This is a genomic window from Streptomyces graminofaciens (genome assembly GCF_030294945.1).
Classification (GTDB): domain Bacteria; phylum Actinomycetota; class Actinomycetes; order Streptomycetales; family Streptomycetaceae; genus Streptomyces; species Streptomyces graminofaciens.
In genome coordinates this window covers 10,073,030-10,088,709 of record NZ_AP018448.1, presented here as the reverse complement: position 1 = coordinate 10,088,709, position 15,680 = coordinate 10,073,030, and the positions used below count along the sequence as shown (strand labels likewise).

General features: G+C 72.0%; 12 protein-coding genes. 7 read left to right on the top strand and 5 right to left on the bottom strand.

All coding sequences use genetic code 11. From position 1 onward, the window contains the following. Window positions 1–16: 16 nt before the first annotated feature. Window positions 17–1,297 (bottom strand): hypothetical protein, encoded by a 1,281-nt coding sequence (locus tag SGFS_RS44415; RefSeq protein ID WP_350284054.1) that lies wholly within the window; start codon window positions 1,295–1,297, stop codon window positions 17–19. A 394-nt stretch (window positions 1,298–1,691) separates the two neighbouring features. Between SGFS_RS44415 and SGFS_RS44410 the strand changes: the two genes are divergently transcribed. From SGFS_RS44410 to SGFS_RS44400, 3 genes are all read left to right on the top strand, one after another. Continuing rightward, entirely contained in the window at window positions 1,692–5,585 is a 3,894-nt protein-coding gene (locus SGFS_RS44410) for a Pls/PosA family non-ribosomal peptide synthetase (RefSeq protein ID WP_286258143.1), read from the top strand. A 68-nt stretch (window positions 5,586–5,653) separates the two neighbouring features. Continuing rightward, entirely contained in the window at window positions 5,654–7,036 is a 1,383-nt protein-coding gene (locus tag SGFS_RS44405) for a M1 family metallopeptidase (RefSeq protein ID WP_286258141.1), read from the top strand. Window positions 7,037–7,070: 34 nt separating this feature from the next. Next, complete coding sequence (locus SGFS_RS44400; protein WP_434028153.1) at window positions 7,071–7,517, top strand: YchJ family protein; 447 nt, start codon at window positions 7,071–7,073, stop codon at window positions 7,515–7,517. 200 nt (window positions 7,518–7,717) lie between these two features. On the opposite strand, the gene SGFS_RS44395 is transcribed toward SGFS_RS44400, so the two are convergent. After that, window positions 7,718–8,419, bottom strand: coding sequence for a FadR/GntR family transcriptional regulator (locus SGFS_RS44395; RefSeq protein ID WP_286258139.1), 702 nt, complete (start codon window positions 8,417–8,419; stop codon window positions 7,718–7,720). A gap of 174 nt (window positions 8,420–8,593) precedes the next feature. Between SGFS_RS44395 and SGFS_RS44390 the strand changes: the two genes are divergently transcribed. From SGFS_RS44390 to SGFS_RS44375, 4 genes are all read left to right on the top strand, one after another. Beyond that, the gene (locus SGFS_RS44390; RefSeq protein WP_286258137.1) at window positions 8,594–9,121 is read left to right on the top strand and encodes a gluconokinase; all 528 of its coding nucleotides are present in this window, start codon (window positions 8,594–8,596) and stop codon (window positions 9,119–9,121) included. 51 nt (window positions 9,122–9,172) lie between these two features. Beyond that, window positions 9,173–10,570 carry a GntT/GntP/DsdX family permease gene (locus tag SGFS_RS44385; RefSeq protein WP_286258136.1) on the top strand — a complete coding sequence of 466 codons (1,398 nt, stop codon included), beginning with the start codon at window positions 9,173–9,175 and terminating at the stop codon, window positions 10,568–10,570. A gap of 156 nt (window positions 10,571–10,726) precedes the next feature. Then, a complete protein-coding gene (locus SGFS_RS44380) occupies window positions 10,727–11,488 on the top strand; it encodes an SDR family oxidoreductase (protein ID WP_286258135.1) in 762 nt (253 codons plus the stop codon). A 23-nt stretch (window positions 11,489–11,511) separates the two neighbouring features. After that, window positions 11,512–12,540, top strand: coding sequence for an L-idonate 5-dehydrogenase (locus SGFS_RS44375; RefSeq protein WP_286258133.1), 1,029 nt, complete (start codon window positions 11,512–11,514; stop codon window positions 12,538–12,540). 25 nt (window positions 12,541–12,565) lie between these two features. Here the strand turns inward: SGFS_RS44375 and SGFS_RS44370 are convergent, their stop codons facing one another. From SGFS_RS44370 to SGFS_RS44360, 3 genes are read right to left on the bottom strand one after another with little or no spacing between them, the layout of a single operon-like run. Then, complete coding sequence (locus SGFS_RS44370; RefSeq protein WP_286258132.1) at window positions 12,566–13,192, bottom strand: cytochrome b/b6 domain-containing protein; 627 nt, start codon at window positions 13,190–13,192, stop codon at window positions 12,566–12,568. Further along, complete coding sequence (locus tag SGFS_RS44365) at window positions 13,176–13,976, bottom strand: molybdopterin-dependent oxidoreductase (RefSeq protein ID WP_434028152.1); 801 nt, start codon at window positions 13,974–13,976, stop codon at window positions 13,176–13,178. Before SGFS_RS44365 ends, SGFS_RS44370 begins: the two co-directional genes overlap by 17 nt. Before the next feature lie 27 nt (window positions 13,977–14,003). Further along, entirely contained in the window at window positions 14,004–15,659 is a 1,656-nt protein-coding gene (locus SGFS_RS44360; protein WP_286258129.1) for an FAD-binding dehydrogenase, read from the bottom strand. Window positions 15,660–15,680: the final 21 nt, after the last annotated feature.

Sequence of the window (15,680 nt, the reverse complement as noted above, 5' to 3'; positions counted from 1 at the left end):
CAGACGAAGCCCCTGATCATTCAGGGGCTTCTTGCTTTTCCGGGGCCGCCCTGCGGCCGTCGGCGGCCAGCAGCGCGATCACCGCCAGTACGGCGAGCAGGACGACCACCAGCAGCAGGACCGTCGCGGCCGTGGGGTCGTTCCACAGGGCGAACAGCAGGGCGAGCAGCAGCACGACGCCGAGCGTGAGCCACTTCCGGTTGGCCTCCGTCCACGTGCCCGCCCGGCCCGTACGGACTCCGTGGGTGTCCGCCCAGCGGGCCACCGAGTCGGCGCTCCGGTCGGCGCCGCCGCGCACGGCTCGCGGCACCCGGCCGGGGCCGACGAAGTAGGCGCCGAGGGCGACGACCACACCGAGCACGATCACGGTGCGCAGCCCGACCTTCAGGAAGTGCAGAAGCCGGTCGAAGACCGCGGCGGCGGCCGCCTCCGACAGCAGCTGCGGCGGGAGGCGGTCCAGGTAGAAGCGGCGGGCGACGACAAGGCCGATGGAGACGATCAGACAGCCGAGGGCGGCGCCCAGCGCGGTCTTGGCCAGCGCTCGTCTGCGGTGACGGGCGAGGAGGACGCCGGCCGCGGCGATCAACACCGTGAGGACGGGCAGCCAGTTGCCCGCCACGTCGAGGGCGTGGGCCGCGCCCTGCAGCTGGTCGAGCTTGTCGGACCGGAACAGGACCATCTGTTTCTCGACGTCCGGGATGTTCTCGGCCGGCTTCACTCCGGCGTCCACCAGTTGTTTTCTGACCTGGTCCACGGCCGCGCCGACGTCGAGGGTCACGGTGCCTTCCGAGACGCCGACCGCTCCGCGCCCCTTGCCGGTCAGCGCGTGTACGACGGTCGAGTGGGCGGTCCGGTTGGCGGTGGTCCACAGCTTCTCGAACCGGTCGCTCTCGACGAAGCGGGTCGCCACCCTGTCCACGGCCGCGTGCGCGGCCGCGTCCAGCTGAGGGGCGAGTCCCCTGACCGCCGCCGCCGCGCGCGGCGGCAGGCCCTGCGACTGCAGCCAGGCCGCAATCTCGGAGGTGGCCCGCTTGCCGTCCACGCGTACGTCGACCGCGTCGACGATGCGGTGGTGCACGGCCTTCTCGATCGCCGGGTCGGAGGCCAGCGGTTTCATCGTCGCGACATAGCGGTCGGTGTCGAGGGCGATGCCGTGTACCCAGACCGTGAGCACGGTGACGGGGACGAGGACACAGGCCAGGACGATCAGGACGGCCGACGCGATGCTCCTGAGGACTCGGCCCGCGCGGCTGCCGCCCGGCCGGCTGGAGGAGGGCGAGTAAGGTGGACCAGGCACCTGAGACGGTTCCAGCGGGCTCGTCATAGGTCCTCCAGCGTCGGTCACCGGCCGCTCGCGGGCAGCGGTCCGTGTCCATTCCCGCCCACCTGTGTGTGGAGGGCACGCCGGGGTGGGCCATCCGAATGGCCCGGCCGCCCCCTCTTCCCCCTGGCCACGGCGGGATCACTGGTGTGGGACATCTCTCGTCCGGGTGAAGATCACCAGGTCAGCGCCGGTCGTGTGCGCCCCCGTGCTCCCACGAACGGCCCTCCCAGATGGCGAACCCACAGTTCGGAACCTAGCTTCGTACTAAAATTTCCGGCTTGTTACGGAGCTGGACCCGGACAACCCCAGGCGAACCTGCGGGCCCGCCAGCGCCCCGGAGGTTTCCGGGATCGAGACGCGAGGACCGATGGCAGCCATAGAAGAGAGCAGCGCTCTCGGCCTGCTCGACGAAGAGATCCGCGAGCGATTCGGCGACACAGCACGTTTCTCCGGGGGCCAGGCGGCCTCTCCGCGCACCCTCGTCGACATCCTCGACGCGTCCGTGCGGTCGTATCCGGACGAGCCGGCCCTGGACGACGGCACGACCCGGCTCACCTACCGCGCCCTGGCCGTCGAGGTCGAGCGGCTGCGGCGGCGGCTGGGCAGGGCCGGGGTCGGGCTCGGCGACCGGGTCGGGGTGCGGGTCCCGTCCGGCACCAATGACCTCTACGTGGCGATCCTCGCCGTGCTCGCGGCGGGAGCCGCCTACGTCCCCGTGGACGCCGAGGACCCGGACGAGCGGGCCGAGCTGGTGTTCGGGGAGGCGGAGGTGCGGGCGGTCGTCGGCGCCGGGCACCACCTCACCGTCCACGGCACCTCGAACTCCCCCGCCGGCCGCCCCGGTGTCGAGCACGACGCGTGGATCATCTTCACCTCCGGGTCGACCGGGAAGCCCAAGGGCGTCGCCGTGAGCCATCGCAGCGCGGCCGCGTTCGTGGACGCCGAGGCCGAGCTGTTCCTCACCGAGGAGCCGATCGGCCCCGGCGACCGGGTGATGGCCGGGCTGTCGGTGGCCTTCGACGCCTCCTGCGAGGAGATGTGGCTGGCCTGGCGGTACGGGGCCTGTCTGGTGCCCGTACCGCGTGCCCAGGTCAGGAGCGGTGCCGATCTCGGACCCTGGCTGGTCGAGCAGGAGATCACCGTCGTCTCCACCGTGCCGACGCTGGCCGCGCTGTGGGAGCCGGAGACCCTCAACGACGTACGGCTGCTGATCTTCGGCGGTGAGGCCTGTCCGCCCGAGCTGGCGCAGCGGCTGGTGACGGAGGGGCGGGAGGTCTGGAACACGTACGGGCCGACCGAGGCGACCGTGGTCGCCTGTGCCTCGCTCATGTCCGGGGCGGAGCCGATCCGGATCGGGCTGCCGCTCGACGGGTGGGAGCTGGCCGTCGTCGACGAGGCCGGGGAGCCCGTGCCGATGGGCGGCAGCGGGCAGCTGGTGATCGGTGGCGTGGGGCTCGCGCGGTATCTCGACGCCGAGAAGGACGCGGAGAAGTACGCGCCGCTGGAGTCCCTCGGCTGGGAGCGCGCCTATCGCAGTGGTGACCTGGTCAAGGCCGAACCGGAGGGGCTGGTCTTCCTCGGGCGGGCCGACGAGCAGATCAAGCTCGGCGGTCGGCGCATCGAGCTGGGCGAGGTCGACGCCGCCCTGCAGGCGCTGCCCGGGGTCGCGGGTGCCGCTGCCGCCGTGCGCACCGCCCGCAGCGGCAATCAGCTGCTCGTCGGCTATGTCGTCCTCCAGGACGGCCAGAGCGGCCAGGACGGCCAGGGCGGCTGGGACCAGGCGGCTGCCGTCGACAAGCTGCGCGCCGAGCTGCCCGCCGCGCTGGTGCCGCTGCTCGCGCCCGTGGCCGAACTGCCGACCCGGACGTCCGGGAAGGTGGACCGGAACGCGCTGCCGTGGCCACTGGCGGACCTGGAGACCGGCGGGAACGCCGAGCGGCTCTACGGTACCGAGGCGTGGCTCGCCGAGCAGTGGACCGAGGTGCTGGGCATCCCGGTGAGCGGCGCCGACGACGACTTCTTCGCGATCGGCGGGGGCAGCCTCGCCGCCGCGCAGCTGACGACCAGGCTGCGCACCCGGTACCCGAGCGTCGCCGTGCTGGACCTCTACCAACGGCCGACGCTGCGCAAGCTGGCCCGGTATCTGGAGGAGTCCGGCCAGGAGGACGGCGCCGAGCGTGTGGTCGTCCCCGTGCCGCTGCGGGCCCGCCTCGTGCAGCTCCTGCTGCTCGTCCCGCTGTTCACGCTGCTGGGGCTGCGCTGGATGGTCCCGCTCGCGGCCCTGGGCAATCTGCTCGGGCCGTACGCCTGGCTGCCGACCGCGTCCTGGTGGGCCGTCGGGGCGGGTGCCGTGCTGTTCTTCAGCCCGCCGGGGCGGCTCGCGGTCGCGGCGGGCGGGGCGCGGCTGCTGCTGCGCGGGGTCGAGCCGGGCCGGTACGCCCGGGGCGGGAGCGTGCATCTGCGGCTCTGGGCGGCCGAGCGGCTGACCGAGTTCAGCGGGGCGACCTCGCTGACCGGGGTCTGGCTGGAGCGGTACGCCCGGGCGCTCGGCGCCAGGGTCGGGGCCGATGTGGATCTGCACGCGCTGCCGCCGGTGACCGGGCTGCTCAAGCTCGGGCGGGGTGCGGCCGTGGAGTCCGAGGTGGACCTCTCCGGTTACTGGCTCGACGGGGACCGGCTGGAGATCGGGGCCGTCAAGGTGGGCGCCGGGGCCGTGGTCGGGACGCGGAGCATGCTGCTGCCGGGGGCCAGGGTCGGCAAGCGGGCCGAGGTGGCGCCGGGCTCGGCGGTCGCCGGGCAGATCCCGACCGGGCAGCGCTGGGCCGGGGCACCGGCCGGGAAGCTGGGCAAGGCCAAGCGGAACTGGCCCAAGGAGCGGCCGCAGCGTGGCCTGTTCTGGCGGGTGTCGTACGGCCTGACCGGGGTCGGGCTGACCGCGCTGCCGCTGGTCTGCGGGGTCGTGGCGCTGGCCGTGCTGAGCCTGTTCGTGGGCCCGGACGCCGGGCTCGGCGCGGCGCTGCGGGGCGCGCTGCTCGGGCTGGTGCCGGCGACGCTCGCGTTCGGGGCGGCGTACGCGCTGCTGCTGCTCGTCGCCGTACGGCTGCTGAGTCTGGGGCTGCGGGAGGGTACGCACCCCACGCACAGCCGGGTCGGGTGGCAGGCGTGGACGGTCACGCAGTTGATGGACCGGTCACGGGAGACGCTGTTCCCGCTGTACGCCGGGCTGGTGACGCCGGTGTGGCTGCGGTTGCTCGGTATGCGGATCGGGCGGGGCGCGGAGGTGTCCACCGTGCTCGCGCTGCCGAGTCTGACGACGGTCGGCGACGGGGCGTTCCTCGCGGACGACACGTTGACCGCGCCGTACGAGCTGGGCGGTGGCTGGATGCGGATCGGGCGGGCCGAGATCGGCCGGCGGGCGTTCCTCGGGAACTCGGGGATGACCGCGCCGGGGCGTTCCGTGCCGGACGGCGGCCTGGTGGGTGTGCTGTCGGCGACGCCGAAGAAGGCCAAGAAGGGCAGTTCGTATCTGGGGCTGCCGCCGGTGAAGCTGCCGAGGTCGGCGGCGAGTGGTGACCAGAGTCTGACGTACGAGCCGCCCGCGCGGCTGCTGTGGGCGCGGGCCCTGGTGGAGCTGTGCCGGATCGTGCCGGTGTTCTGCTCGGCCGGGCTGGCGCTGCTGACCGTGGCGGCGCTGAGCGCGCTGGGCGGCTGGGCGTGGCTGCTGTGCGGGCTCGTGCTGCTCGGCACGGGGGTGACGGCCGGCCTGCTGTCGATCGTCGCGAAGTGGCTGCTCGTGGGGCGGCACCGCAGTGGTGAGCATCCGCTGTGGAGCGGTTTCGTGTGGCGCAACGAGCTGGCGGACACCTTCGTGGAGGTGCTGGCCGTGCCGTGGCTGGCCGGGTCCGTGCCCGGTACGTCGCTGCTGAACCTGTGGCTGCGCGGGCTCGGTGCGCGGATCGGCAGGGGTGTGTGGGTGGAGAGCTACTGGCTGCCGGAGACCGACCTCGTCACGCTCGGCGACGGGGCCACGGTCAACCGGGGCTGTGTGCTCCAGACCCACCTCTTCCACGACCGGATCTTGCGGACGGATACTGTGGAACTCCGTGAGGGCGCCACCTTGGGCCCGGGCGGAATCGTCCTGCCCGGCAGCGTGGTCGGGGCCCGCACGACTCTGGGGCCCGCGTCGCTGGTCATGGCCGCGGAGTCCGTTCCGGACGACACCCGGTGGCTGGGCAACCCGATCGAAGCATGGCGCCGCTGAGTGCGCCTCGTGCGGCGTCGGGAGACGATGGATGTCGTACGAGAGCAGAGCGGGGAGCAGAAGCGGCAGTGGCGGTTCAGCAGTCAGTGGGTCCGGACCCGTATTTCCCGGCGAACGGTGATGCCCGTTACCGGGTGCACCGGTACGAGCTGGCGCTGGACTACCGGCCGGGGCCAAACCGGCTGTCCGGGAGCGCGCGGCTGAACGCCATAGCGGGCCGGGCCGCGCTCGCCGAGTTCCAGCTGAATCTGGCCGACTTCAAGATCGGGCGGATCAAGGTCGACGGGCGGGCGCCGCACTACACGCACCGGGGCGGCAGGCTTCGCGTGCGCCCCGTCAAGCCGATCCGGGCCGGGGCGGCCTTCACGGTGGAGATCCACTGGTCGGGCAATCCGAAGCCGGTGAACAGCCCCTGGGGCGGGCTCGGTTGGGAGGAGCTGACCGACGGGGCGCTGGTGGCGAGCCAGCCGATCGGGGCGCCGTCGTGGTACCCGTGCAACGACCGGCCCTCGGACAAGGCCGCGTACCAGATCTCGGTCACGACGCCGTCCGCGTACCAGGTGGTGGCGGGCGGTCGGCTGCTGACCCGGACGACGAAGGCGTCCACGACGACGTGGGTGTACGAGCAGCCGGCGCCGACGTCGAGCTATCTGGTCGGGCTGTCGATAGGGAAGTACCAGACGGTGCTGCTGGGCGACCCGGGCCCGGGCGGGGTGCCGCAGACGGGGCACATCCCCGCCCATCTCCTGCCCGAGTTCTCCCGGGACTTCGCGCGGCAGCCGGCCATGATGGAGCTGTTCCAGGAGCTCTTCGGGCCGTACCCGTTCGGTGAGTACGCGGTGCTGGTGACCGAGGAGGAGCTCGATGTCCCGGTCGAGGCGCAGGGGTTGTCGCTGTTCGGCGCCAACCACGTGGACGGGGTGCGGGGTTCGGAGCGGCTCGTTGCGCACGAGCTGGCGCACCAGTGGTTCGGCAACAGTGTGTCCATCGCCGACTGGCGGCACATCTGGCTGAACGAGGGACTCGCGAAGTACGCCGAGTGGCTGTGGTCGGAGCGCTCGGGCGGGCGTACGGCACAGCAACTGGCCGCCGCCGCGCACCGGTTGCTCAGCTCCCTCCCCCAGGATCTGCGCCTCGCCGACCCGGGCCGGAAGCTGATGTTCGACGACCGTCTCTACGAACGCGGTGGTCTGACCGTGCACGCGCTGCGCTGTGCGCTCGGCGACGAGGCGTTCTTCCGCATGCTGCGCGGCTGGACGAGCCTGCACCGGGGCGGTGCGGTCACGACGGCGGTGTTCACCACGCACGCCGCCCGGTACGCGGACGGGTCGCTGGACGACCTGTTCACGGCGTGGCTGCTCCAGCCGGCGCTGCCGCCGCTGCCGACCCCCCGAGGTGCGGCGGTACCGGCACGGCCGCCGTATCCGCCGACGAACGCGGGCTCGGCGTAGGTCTGGTCGGCCCCCGGCAGTGGTTGCGGGCAGAATGGCGGGCATGTCGTCGCGTCGCAGTTCCAAGGCCCCGGCCAAAGCGTCCCGGGTGAAGGCCCCTCGCCTGTGCCCGTGCGGGCTCGGGCAGGTGTACGAGGAGTGCTGCGGCCGCTTCCACACCGGTATCGGTACCGGCACCGCCGCCGCGCCGACCGCCGAGGCGCTGATGCGGTCGCGGTACAGCGCGTTCGTGGTCCGGGACGAGGCGTATCTGCTGCGCACCTGGCACCCTCGGACGCGGCCCGCGGAGGTCGGCCTCGACCCCGCGATGCGCTGGACCGGCCTGGAGATCCTCGGCACGACCGAGGGTTCGGCGTTCCACACCACCGGGACCGTGACCTTCCGGGCCTCGTTCCGGGGCGGTTCGCTGCACGAGCGGAGCCGGTTCGAGCGGGTGGACGGGGCGTGGGTGTACGTCGACGGGGACCTCTTCGACGTGTAGGGCGCGGTACGCGGGGTGTCGGGCTAGGGCCTGTTCCAGGTTTCCCGTCGTCCGCCCGTAGGGCGGGCCCTGCGGCGTCCGGTGCGGTGCCTCGGCGTGCGGCCGGATCGTCCTCGTACTGGACGTACTTGGATGATCCGGCCGTGCGGCGAGGTGCCGTGCCGGGCGTCGCAGGGCAGGCGGGAAACCTGGAACAGGCCCTAGGGCGCCAGTATGTCCAGTTCGTGCAGGGCGCCCGCCGTGATCTCGCGGGTCAGTTCTTCCGCTCGGGTCGCGTCGCCCTCGCGGATGGCCTCGGCCAGGTGGACGTGGAGGGTCACGGCGGCCGGGTCGGGGTCCTCGAACATGACCTCGTGGTGGGTGCGGCCCGCGAGGACCCCTTCCACGACGTCCCCGAGGCGGGCGAACATCTCGTTGCCCGAGGCGGTGAGGATCAGTCGGTGGAAGGCCACGTCGTGGTGGAGGTAGCCCTCCAGTTTGTGGCCGCGTGAGTGGGCGACCATACCGAGCGCGCACTCGGTGAGCGCGGCGCACTGCTCGGCCGTGGCGTTGCGCGCGGCGAGGCCCGCGGCCACCGGTTCGACCGCCGAGCGGAGCACGGTGAGCGAACGCAGCTGGCGGGGGCGGTCGGTGCCCGCGAGACGCCAGCGGATGACCTGGGGGTCGTAGACGTTCCACTCGGTGGGCGGGCGGACCGTCACGCCGACCCGGCGGCGGGACTCCACGAGGTGCATGGACTCAAGGACCCGGACGGCCTCGCGCATCACCGAGCGCGACACATCGAAGGTCTGGGCGAGTTCGTCGGTGCGCAGCACGCTTCCCGGCGGGTAGTCCCCCGCGGTGATCGCCGGCCCGAGGGTGTCCAGAACTCGGCCGTGCAGCCCCCGGCCCGGTGTGCTCATGGGGATCAGGGTACGAGGCGGACCTCGCGAAGAAAAAGTCAGACTTAATGAAGCAGGAATCTTGAAATCATCTGACCTAATGAGGTTCAGTGTCGTCGGCGCCGGATTCTCGGCGGGCTCGGACGGGCTCGGTCGGGCGGTGTCACCGATGTCGACGAGGACAGCGAGGTAGCGATGGGCACCCCTCCCGTCGTCGTGGTGATGGGCGTGGCAGGCACCGGGAAGACCACGGTCGGCCCCCTGCTCGCGGCCCGGCTCGGCGTTCCGTACGCCGAGGGCGACGACTTCCACCCCGAGGCCAACATCGCCAAGATGTCGGCCGGGACCCCGCTGGACGACGCGGACCGGTGGCCGTGGCTGGACGCCATCGGCGCCTGGGCGCACGACCGGGCCGGGCTCGGCGGGGTGGCCGGCTGCTCGGCCCTGAAGCGCGCCTACCGGGACCGGCTGCGGACGGCGGCGCCGGGCCTCGTCTTCGTGCATCTCGCCGGTGACCGCGCGCTTGTCGAGGAGCGCATGTCGCACCGCCGGGGGCACTTCATGCCGACCGCGCTGCTCGACTCGCAGTTCGCCACGCTCCAGCCGCTCGCGGCGGACGAGGCGGGTGTCACCGTCGATGTCTCCAGCGGCCCGGAGGAGATCACCGAGCGGGCCGTGCGGGCGCTGGCCGCGCTGCGGGGGATCGACCCGGCGTCGACGTAAACGCTCCGACTCCCCCTCCCCACCAGGCAATTCACCATACAAGGACTCACCGTGACCAGACTCAGCGTCGAGATGCTGGCAGCGGACCCCGTCGAGCCGATCACCTCGGCGGGGCACGCGCAGCTGGGCATCGCCGTACTGGCGGGCATCGCCGTCATCGTCCTGCTCATCACCCGGTTCAAGGTCCATGCCTTTCTGGCGCTGACCATCGGCTCGCTCGCGCTGGGCGCGTTCGCCGGGGCTCCGCTGGACAAGGCGATCGCGAGCTTCACCACCGGGCTCGGGGCGACCGTGGCCGGGGTGGGCGTGCTCATCGCGCTGGGCGCGATCCTCGGCAAGCTGCTCGCGGACTCCGGGGGCGCCGACCAGGTCGTCGACACCATTCTCGCGAAGGCGGGCGGGCGTGCGATGCCGTGGGCGATGGTGCTGATCGCCTCCGTGATCGGGCTGCCGCTGTTCTTCGAGGTGGGGATCGTGCTGCTGATCCCGGTGGTGCTGATGGTCGCCCAGCGCGGCGGCTACTCGCTGATGCGTATCGGCGTTCCGGCCCTCGCCGGTCTGTCCGTCATGCACGGGCTGATCCCGCCGCATCCGGGCCCGCTGGTCGCGATCGACGCGGTGCAGGCCAACCTGGGGGTGACGTTGGCCCTCGGTCTGCTCGTCGCGATACCCACCGTGGTCATCGCCGGTCCGCTGTTCTCGAAGTACGCGGCCCGCTGGGTGGACGTGCCCGTCCCCGAGCGCATGGTTCCGGTGCGGGCCTCGGAGGAGCTTCGGAAGCGTCCCGGGTTCGGCGCGACCATCGCCACCGTGCTGCTGCCGGTCGTGCTGATGCTGGCCAAGGCACTGGTGGACATCGTCGTCGACGATCCGGAGAACATGGTCCAGCGGGTCTTCGACGTCGCCGGCTCGCCGCTGATCGCCCTGCTCTCGGCCGTGATCGTGGGGATGTTCACCCTCGGCCGGGCGGCCGGGTTCAGCAAGGGGCGGCTGTCGACGACCGTCGAGACCTCCCTCGCGCCGATCGCGGGCATCCTGCTGATCGTCGGCGCCGGCGGCGGCTTCAAGCAGACCCTGATCGACTCCGGTGTCGGCCGGATGATCCTCGACATCTCCGAGGACTGGTCGATACCGGCCCTCGTACTGGCCTGGCTGATCGCGGTCGCGATCCGTCTGGCGACGGGCTCGGCGACGGTCGCCACGATCTCGGCCGCCGGTCTCGTGGCACCCCTGGCCGCCGACATGTCGACCACCCACACCGCGCTGCTGGTGCTGGCGATCGGCGCGGGCTCGCTCTTCTTCAGCCATGTCAACGACGCCGGCTTCTGGATGGTCAAGGAGTACTTCGGCATGAGCGTCGGCCAGACCATCAAGAGCTGGTCGGTCATGGAGACGATCATCTCGGTGGTCGCCGGGGCGATCGTGCTGCTGCTGTCCTTGGTGATCTAGAGGGTGTTTTGAAAATCCCGCACAGCACCCACGGCGCCCGGCACGCACCCTCGCCGCACCGGACATCCAAAACACCCCTAGCCACCGCGACACGACGGAAGTCGGGAGTACGACGATGAAGTTCGGGACTGCGACGACGAAGTCGGGAGTGCGACGATGACGGCTCATCCCCTGTTCGACATCAGCGGCCGGATCGCCCTGGTCACCGGCTCCAGCCGGGGCATCGGCCTCGCCCTCGCCCGGGCCCTGTCGGAGGCGGGCTGCACGGTCGTCCTCAACGGCCGCGACGGCGAGCGGCTCACCAAGGCCGCCGCCGAACTGCCCGGTGACGTCCACACGGCCGCGTTCGACGTGACCGACGGGCCCTCGGTCGCCGCCGGGATCGCGGACGTAGAGGAGCGGGTCGGCCCGCTGGACATCCTGGTCAACAACGCGGGCATGCAACTGCGGTCGCCGCTGCTGGAGTTCACCGACGCCGACTGGCACCTCATCCTGAACACCAATCTCACCAGCGCGTTCCTGGTCGGCCGCGAGACCGCCCGGCACATGACCGAACGCGGCCACGGAAAGATCATCAACATCTGCTCGCTGCAGAGCGAGATCGTACGGCCCGGTATCGCGCCCTACGCCGCCACCAAGGGCGCGCTGAAGATGCTCACCAAGGGCATGTGCGCGGACTGGGGACCGTACGGCGTGCAGGTCAACGGGCTCGGGCCGGGCTACATCGAGACCGAGCTGACCAAGCCCCTGGTGGACAACGCCGAGTTCAGCGCGTGGGTGCGGCGGCGCACTCCGGCCGGGCGCTGGGGCCGCACCGAGGATCTGGTCGGCGGGGTGCTGTTCCTCGCCTCGCCCGCCGCGGACTTCGTCAGCGGGCAGGTGCTGTACGTCGACGGCGGCATGACGAGTGTGCTGTGAACCCCTGGAAGGAAGCAGATCCCATGCTGGGTTGTGTGATCCACGGTCAGGACGACCTGCGGGTCGAGCAGTTGCCGGTGCCGACGGCCGGTCCCGGGCAGGCGCTGGTGGCCGTACGGTACGGCGGTGTGTGCGGCTCGGATCTGCACTACTGGCGGCACGGCGGGGTCGGTGACTTCCGGCTGAGGGAGCCGATGGTCCTGGGGCACGAGATCGTGGGCGAGGTGCTCGCCTACGGCGAGGGGGCGTCGGGCCCGGCGGTGGGTACGGCGGTCGCCGTGCACCCGGCGACGCCGTGCGGGGTCTGCCCGGAGTGCGTGGACGGCCGGCGCAATGTCTGCCGGGACACGCGCTACCTCGGCAGCGCGGCCCGCCACCCGCATGTACAGGGCGGCTTCGCGGCTCAAGTGGCCGTACCCGCCGAGCAGTTGAGGGCTCTTCCGCCGGGACTGCACCCCCGCCGGGCCGTGCTCGCCGAGCCGCTGTCCGTCGCGCTGCACGCGGTGCGGCGGGCCGGGGAGGTGGCCGGACGACACATCCTCGTCACCGGCGCGGGCCCGATCGGCTGCCTGGTCGTCGCGGCGGCCCGGGCGGCGGGCGCGGCGCGCATCACCGTCACCGACCTTCTGCCGCAGGCCCTGCGGTACGCCGAGGCCGCGGGCGCCGACACGGTCGTACGGGCCGACGATCCGGGCGACGCCGGGTGGCCGGCCGAGGTCGACGTGGCCGTCGAGGCGTCCGGGGTGGCCGCCGGGCTCGACACCTGTCTGCGGCTCGTACGGCGTGGCGGGGTCGTGGTGCAGCTGGGCATGCTGCCGCCCGGCCAGAGCCCCTTCGCGGGCAACCTCGTGGTCGCCCGCGAGATCGAGCTGCGCGGGGCGTTCCGCTTCGACACCGAGTTCGACGAGGCCTTGGCCCTGCTGGCCGCCGAGTCCCGCTTCGACGGGCTGGTGAGCGCGGTGGTGCCGGTGCGGGAGGCGGAGTCGGCGTTCGCGCTGGCGGCTGACCGGAGCCTGGCGTGCAAGGTGCTGCTGGACTTCGGATCCTGGTGAGGGCTCGTCTCGGGTGTTGTGGGCTCTACGGCCGCCACAGCGGGTGCTCGCGGTCCGCCCACTCCCGGCTGACCAGGCCCGTCCGCAGTCCCCGTCTCGCCTCCGGGTCGCCCAGGGCCATGCCGATGTGGCCGGCCAGGACGACGCCGATGGTCAGGGCCAGCCAGTCGTGGACGAAGGTCGCGCTGGTGCGCCACATCAGCGGGGTGAGGTGGGTGAACCACATCATCAGGCCCGTGGCGAGCATGACGAGGGTCGCGCCGCTGATCCAGGCGGCGTAGATCTTCTGCCCCGCGTTGAACTTGGCCGCCGGGCGACGGCCTGGCACGCGACGCCGGGCCGCGCGGAGCCAGAGGCGGTCGTGCGGGCCCCAGCGGTTCAGCCGGCCGACGTCGGCGCGGAACGCGCGGGAGGCGAGGCCCGCGAGGACCGGGAGCGGCAGCAGCAGGCCCGTCCACTCGTGGACCGTGACCACCAGGGCCCGGCGACCGACCAGCTCGGCGAGGGCGGGGATGTAGAGGCAGGCCGCCGTCAGCACGCAGACGCCCATCAGGGCCGCCGTGGTCCGGTGGATCCAGCGCTCGGCGGCCGTGAAGCGCCGGACGCGGGTGTCGGCGGCCATCGGCGGAGCCTCGTCAAGTCGTGGGTTCATCGTCCCGCCCGTTCGATCGGCCGACCCAAGCGTCGATGTCGTAGCCCCGCTCCTCCCAGTAGCCGGGCTCGACCTTCTCCGTGACGGTGATGCCGGAGAGCCACTTGGCCGACTTGTAGAAGTACATGGGGGCCACGTACAGGCGTACCGGGCCGCCGTGGTTGTGGCCGATGTCCTTGTCCTGCATGCGCAGCGCCACCAGGACGTCGGAGCGGCGGGCCTGCTCCAGCGTGAGGCTCTCGGTGTACGCCCCGTCGAAGCAGGTGAAGCGGACCGCGCCGGCCGAGGAGCGCACCCCGGCGGCGTCCAGCAGCGCGGAGAGCCGTACGCCCTCGAACGGTGTGTCCGGCACCCGCCAGCCCGTGACGCACTGGACGTCCTTGACCATCCGGGTCTGCGGCAGGGCACGCAGGTCGGCGAGGGTGTACGAGGTGGGCTTGTCGACCAGGCCGTCGACGGTGAGGCGGTAGTTCTTGGCGGTCTTGCGGGGGACGGAGGCCGTCACCGAGTAGTAGCGGAAGCCGCCGCCGTTGGGGAGCAGTCCGGTCAGGCCGGTGGGGTCCTTCTGGGCGGCCTCGCCGAGGAAGCCCTCCAGGCCACGCTGGAGGACTGGCGCGGAGACCACACCCAGGGCGCCGAGGCCGAGGGTGCCGAGGAAGATGCGGCGGCCGATGGGCTTGCCCCGCTCCGGTTCGCGTTCTCCGGAGGCGTCGGGTACTTCAGGGTTCACCCCTTGATTCGAACATCCGCCGCCCCGGTTCGGCCAGGGACGGCGGAAATTCATCGGAACTACTCACCCGTGCGACACGGGTCAGGCCGTCGCCTTCGCCGCCGCCCGACCCGCCGTACGCCCCGAGAACAGGCAGCCGCCGAGGAAGGTGCCCTCCAGGGAGCGGTAGCCGTGGACACCGCCGCCGCCGAAGCCGGCCGCCTCGCCCGCCGCGTACACGCCCTCCAGCGGGTCGCCGCCCTCGGTGAGGACGCGGGAGGAGAGGTCGGTCTCCAGGCCGCCGAGGGTCTTGCGGGTGAGGATGTTGAGGCGGACGGCGATGAGGGGGCCGGCCTTGGGGTCGAGGATGCGGTGCGGGCTCGCGGTGCGGATCAGCTTGTCGCCGAGGTAGTTGCGGGCGCCCCGGATGGCCATGACCTGGAGGTCCTTGGTGAAGGGGTTGGCGACCTCGCGGTCCCGGGAGACGATCTCGCGGCGCAGTTCGGCCTCGTCGATCAGCGGTTCCTTCGTGAGCGCGTTCATGCCGCGCACCAGGGAGCCGAGGTCCTTCTCCACGACGAAGTCGACCCCGTGGTCCATGAAGGCCTTCACCGGGCCGGGGACGTCCGCACGGGCCCGGATGAAGACGTCCTTGATGGACTTGCCGGTGAGGTCGGGGTTCTGCTCGGAGCCGGAGAGCGCGAACTCCTTGCCGATGATCTTCTGGTCGAGCACGAACCACGTGTAGTCGTAGCCGGTCTTCATGATGTGCTCGAGCGTGCCGAGGGTGTCGAAGCCCGGGAAGAGCGGGACGGGGAGCCGCTTGCCGCGCGCGTCCAGCCAGAGCGAGGACGGGCCGGGCAGGACGCGGATGCCGTGGTTCTCCCAGATGGGGTTCCAGTTCTGGATGCCCTCGGTGTAGTGCCACATGCGGTCGCGGTTGATGAGGTGCGCGCCCGCCTCCTCGGCGATGGCGAGCATCTTGCCGTCGACGTGCGCGGGCACGCCGGAGATCATCTTCTCCGGGGGGTTGCCGAGGCGCTCGGGCCAGTTGGCGCGGACGAGGTCGTGGTTGCCACCGATGCCGCCGGAGGTGACGATCACGGCCTGGGCCTTCAGTTCGAAGGCGCCGGTGACCTCGCGGCTGCTGGCCTGGCCGCGCTCGATGCCCGACGGCTCCAGGATCTCGCCGGTGACGGTGTCGACGGCGCCCGCGCTGCGCGAAAGGCCGGTCACGCGGTGCCGGAACTTCAGCTGGACCAGGCCCCGGGCCACGCCCTCCCGTACCCGGCGCTCGAAGGGCGCGACGAGCCCCGGGCCGGTGCCCCAGGTGATGTGGAAGCGGGGGACGGAGTTGCCGTGGCCGTTGGCGTCGTAGCCGCCGCGCTCGGCCCAGCCGACCACCGGGAAGAACCGGACGCCCTGCTGGTACAGCCAGGACCGCTTCTCACCGGCCGCGAAGTTCACGTACGCCTCGGCCCACTTGCGCGGCCAGTGGTCCTCCTCGCGGTCGAAGGCGGCCGTGCCCATCCAGTCCTGGAGGGCGAGGGCGTGGCTGTCCTTGATCCGCAGGCGGCGCTGCTCGGGCGAGTCGACGAAGAAGAGTCCGCCGAAGGACCAGTGCGCCTGACCGCCGATCGACTGCTCCGGCTCCTGGTCGAGGAGGATCACCTTGCGGCCCGCGTCGACGAGCTCCGCGGTCGCCGCGAGCCCGGCGAGGCCCGCCCCGATCACGATCACATCTGCGTCGTACGACATGGAGGACGTCCTCTCGGGAAC

Excerpts from the sequence above, each read along its gene's own strand:
- SGFS_RS44410 (WP_286258143.1), top strand. The coding sequence starts at position 1,692 with ATGGCAGCCATAGAAGAGAGCAGCGCTCTCGGCCTGCTCGACGAAGAG.
- SGFS_RS44400 (WP_434028153.1), top strand. The coding sequence starts at position 7,071 with ATGGCGGGCATGTCGTCGCGTCGCAGTTCCAAGGCCCCGGCCAAAGCG.
- SGFS_RS44395 (WP_286258139.1), bottom strand. The coding sequence starts at position 8,419 with ATGAGCACACCGGGCCGGGGGCTGCACGGCCGAGTTCTGGACACCCTC.
- SGFS_RS44390 (WP_286258137.1), top strand. The coding sequence starts at position 8,594 with ATGGGCACCCCTCCCGTCGTCGTGGTGATGGGCGTGGCAGGCACCGGG.
- SGFS_RS44380 (WP_286258135.1), top strand. The coding sequence starts at position 10,727 with ATGACGGCTCATCCCCTGTTCGACATCAGCGGCCGGATCGCCCTGGTC.
- SGFS_RS44375 (WP_286258133.1), top strand. The coding sequence starts at position 11,512 with ATGCTGGGTTGTGTGATCCACGGTCAGGACGACCTGCGGGTCGAGCAG.
- SGFS_RS44370 (WP_286258132.1), bottom strand. The coding sequence starts at position 13,192 with ATGAACCCACGACTTGACGAGGCTCCGCCGATGGCCGCCGACACCCGC.
- SGFS_RS44365 (WP_434028152.1), bottom strand. The coding sequence starts at position 13,976 with ATGAATTTCCGCCGTCCCTGGCCGAACCGGGGCGGCGGATGTTCGAAT.
- SGFS_RS44360 (WP_286258129.1), bottom strand. The coding sequence starts at position 15,659 with ATGTCGTACGACGCAGATGTGATCGTGATCGGGGCGGGCCTCGCCGGG.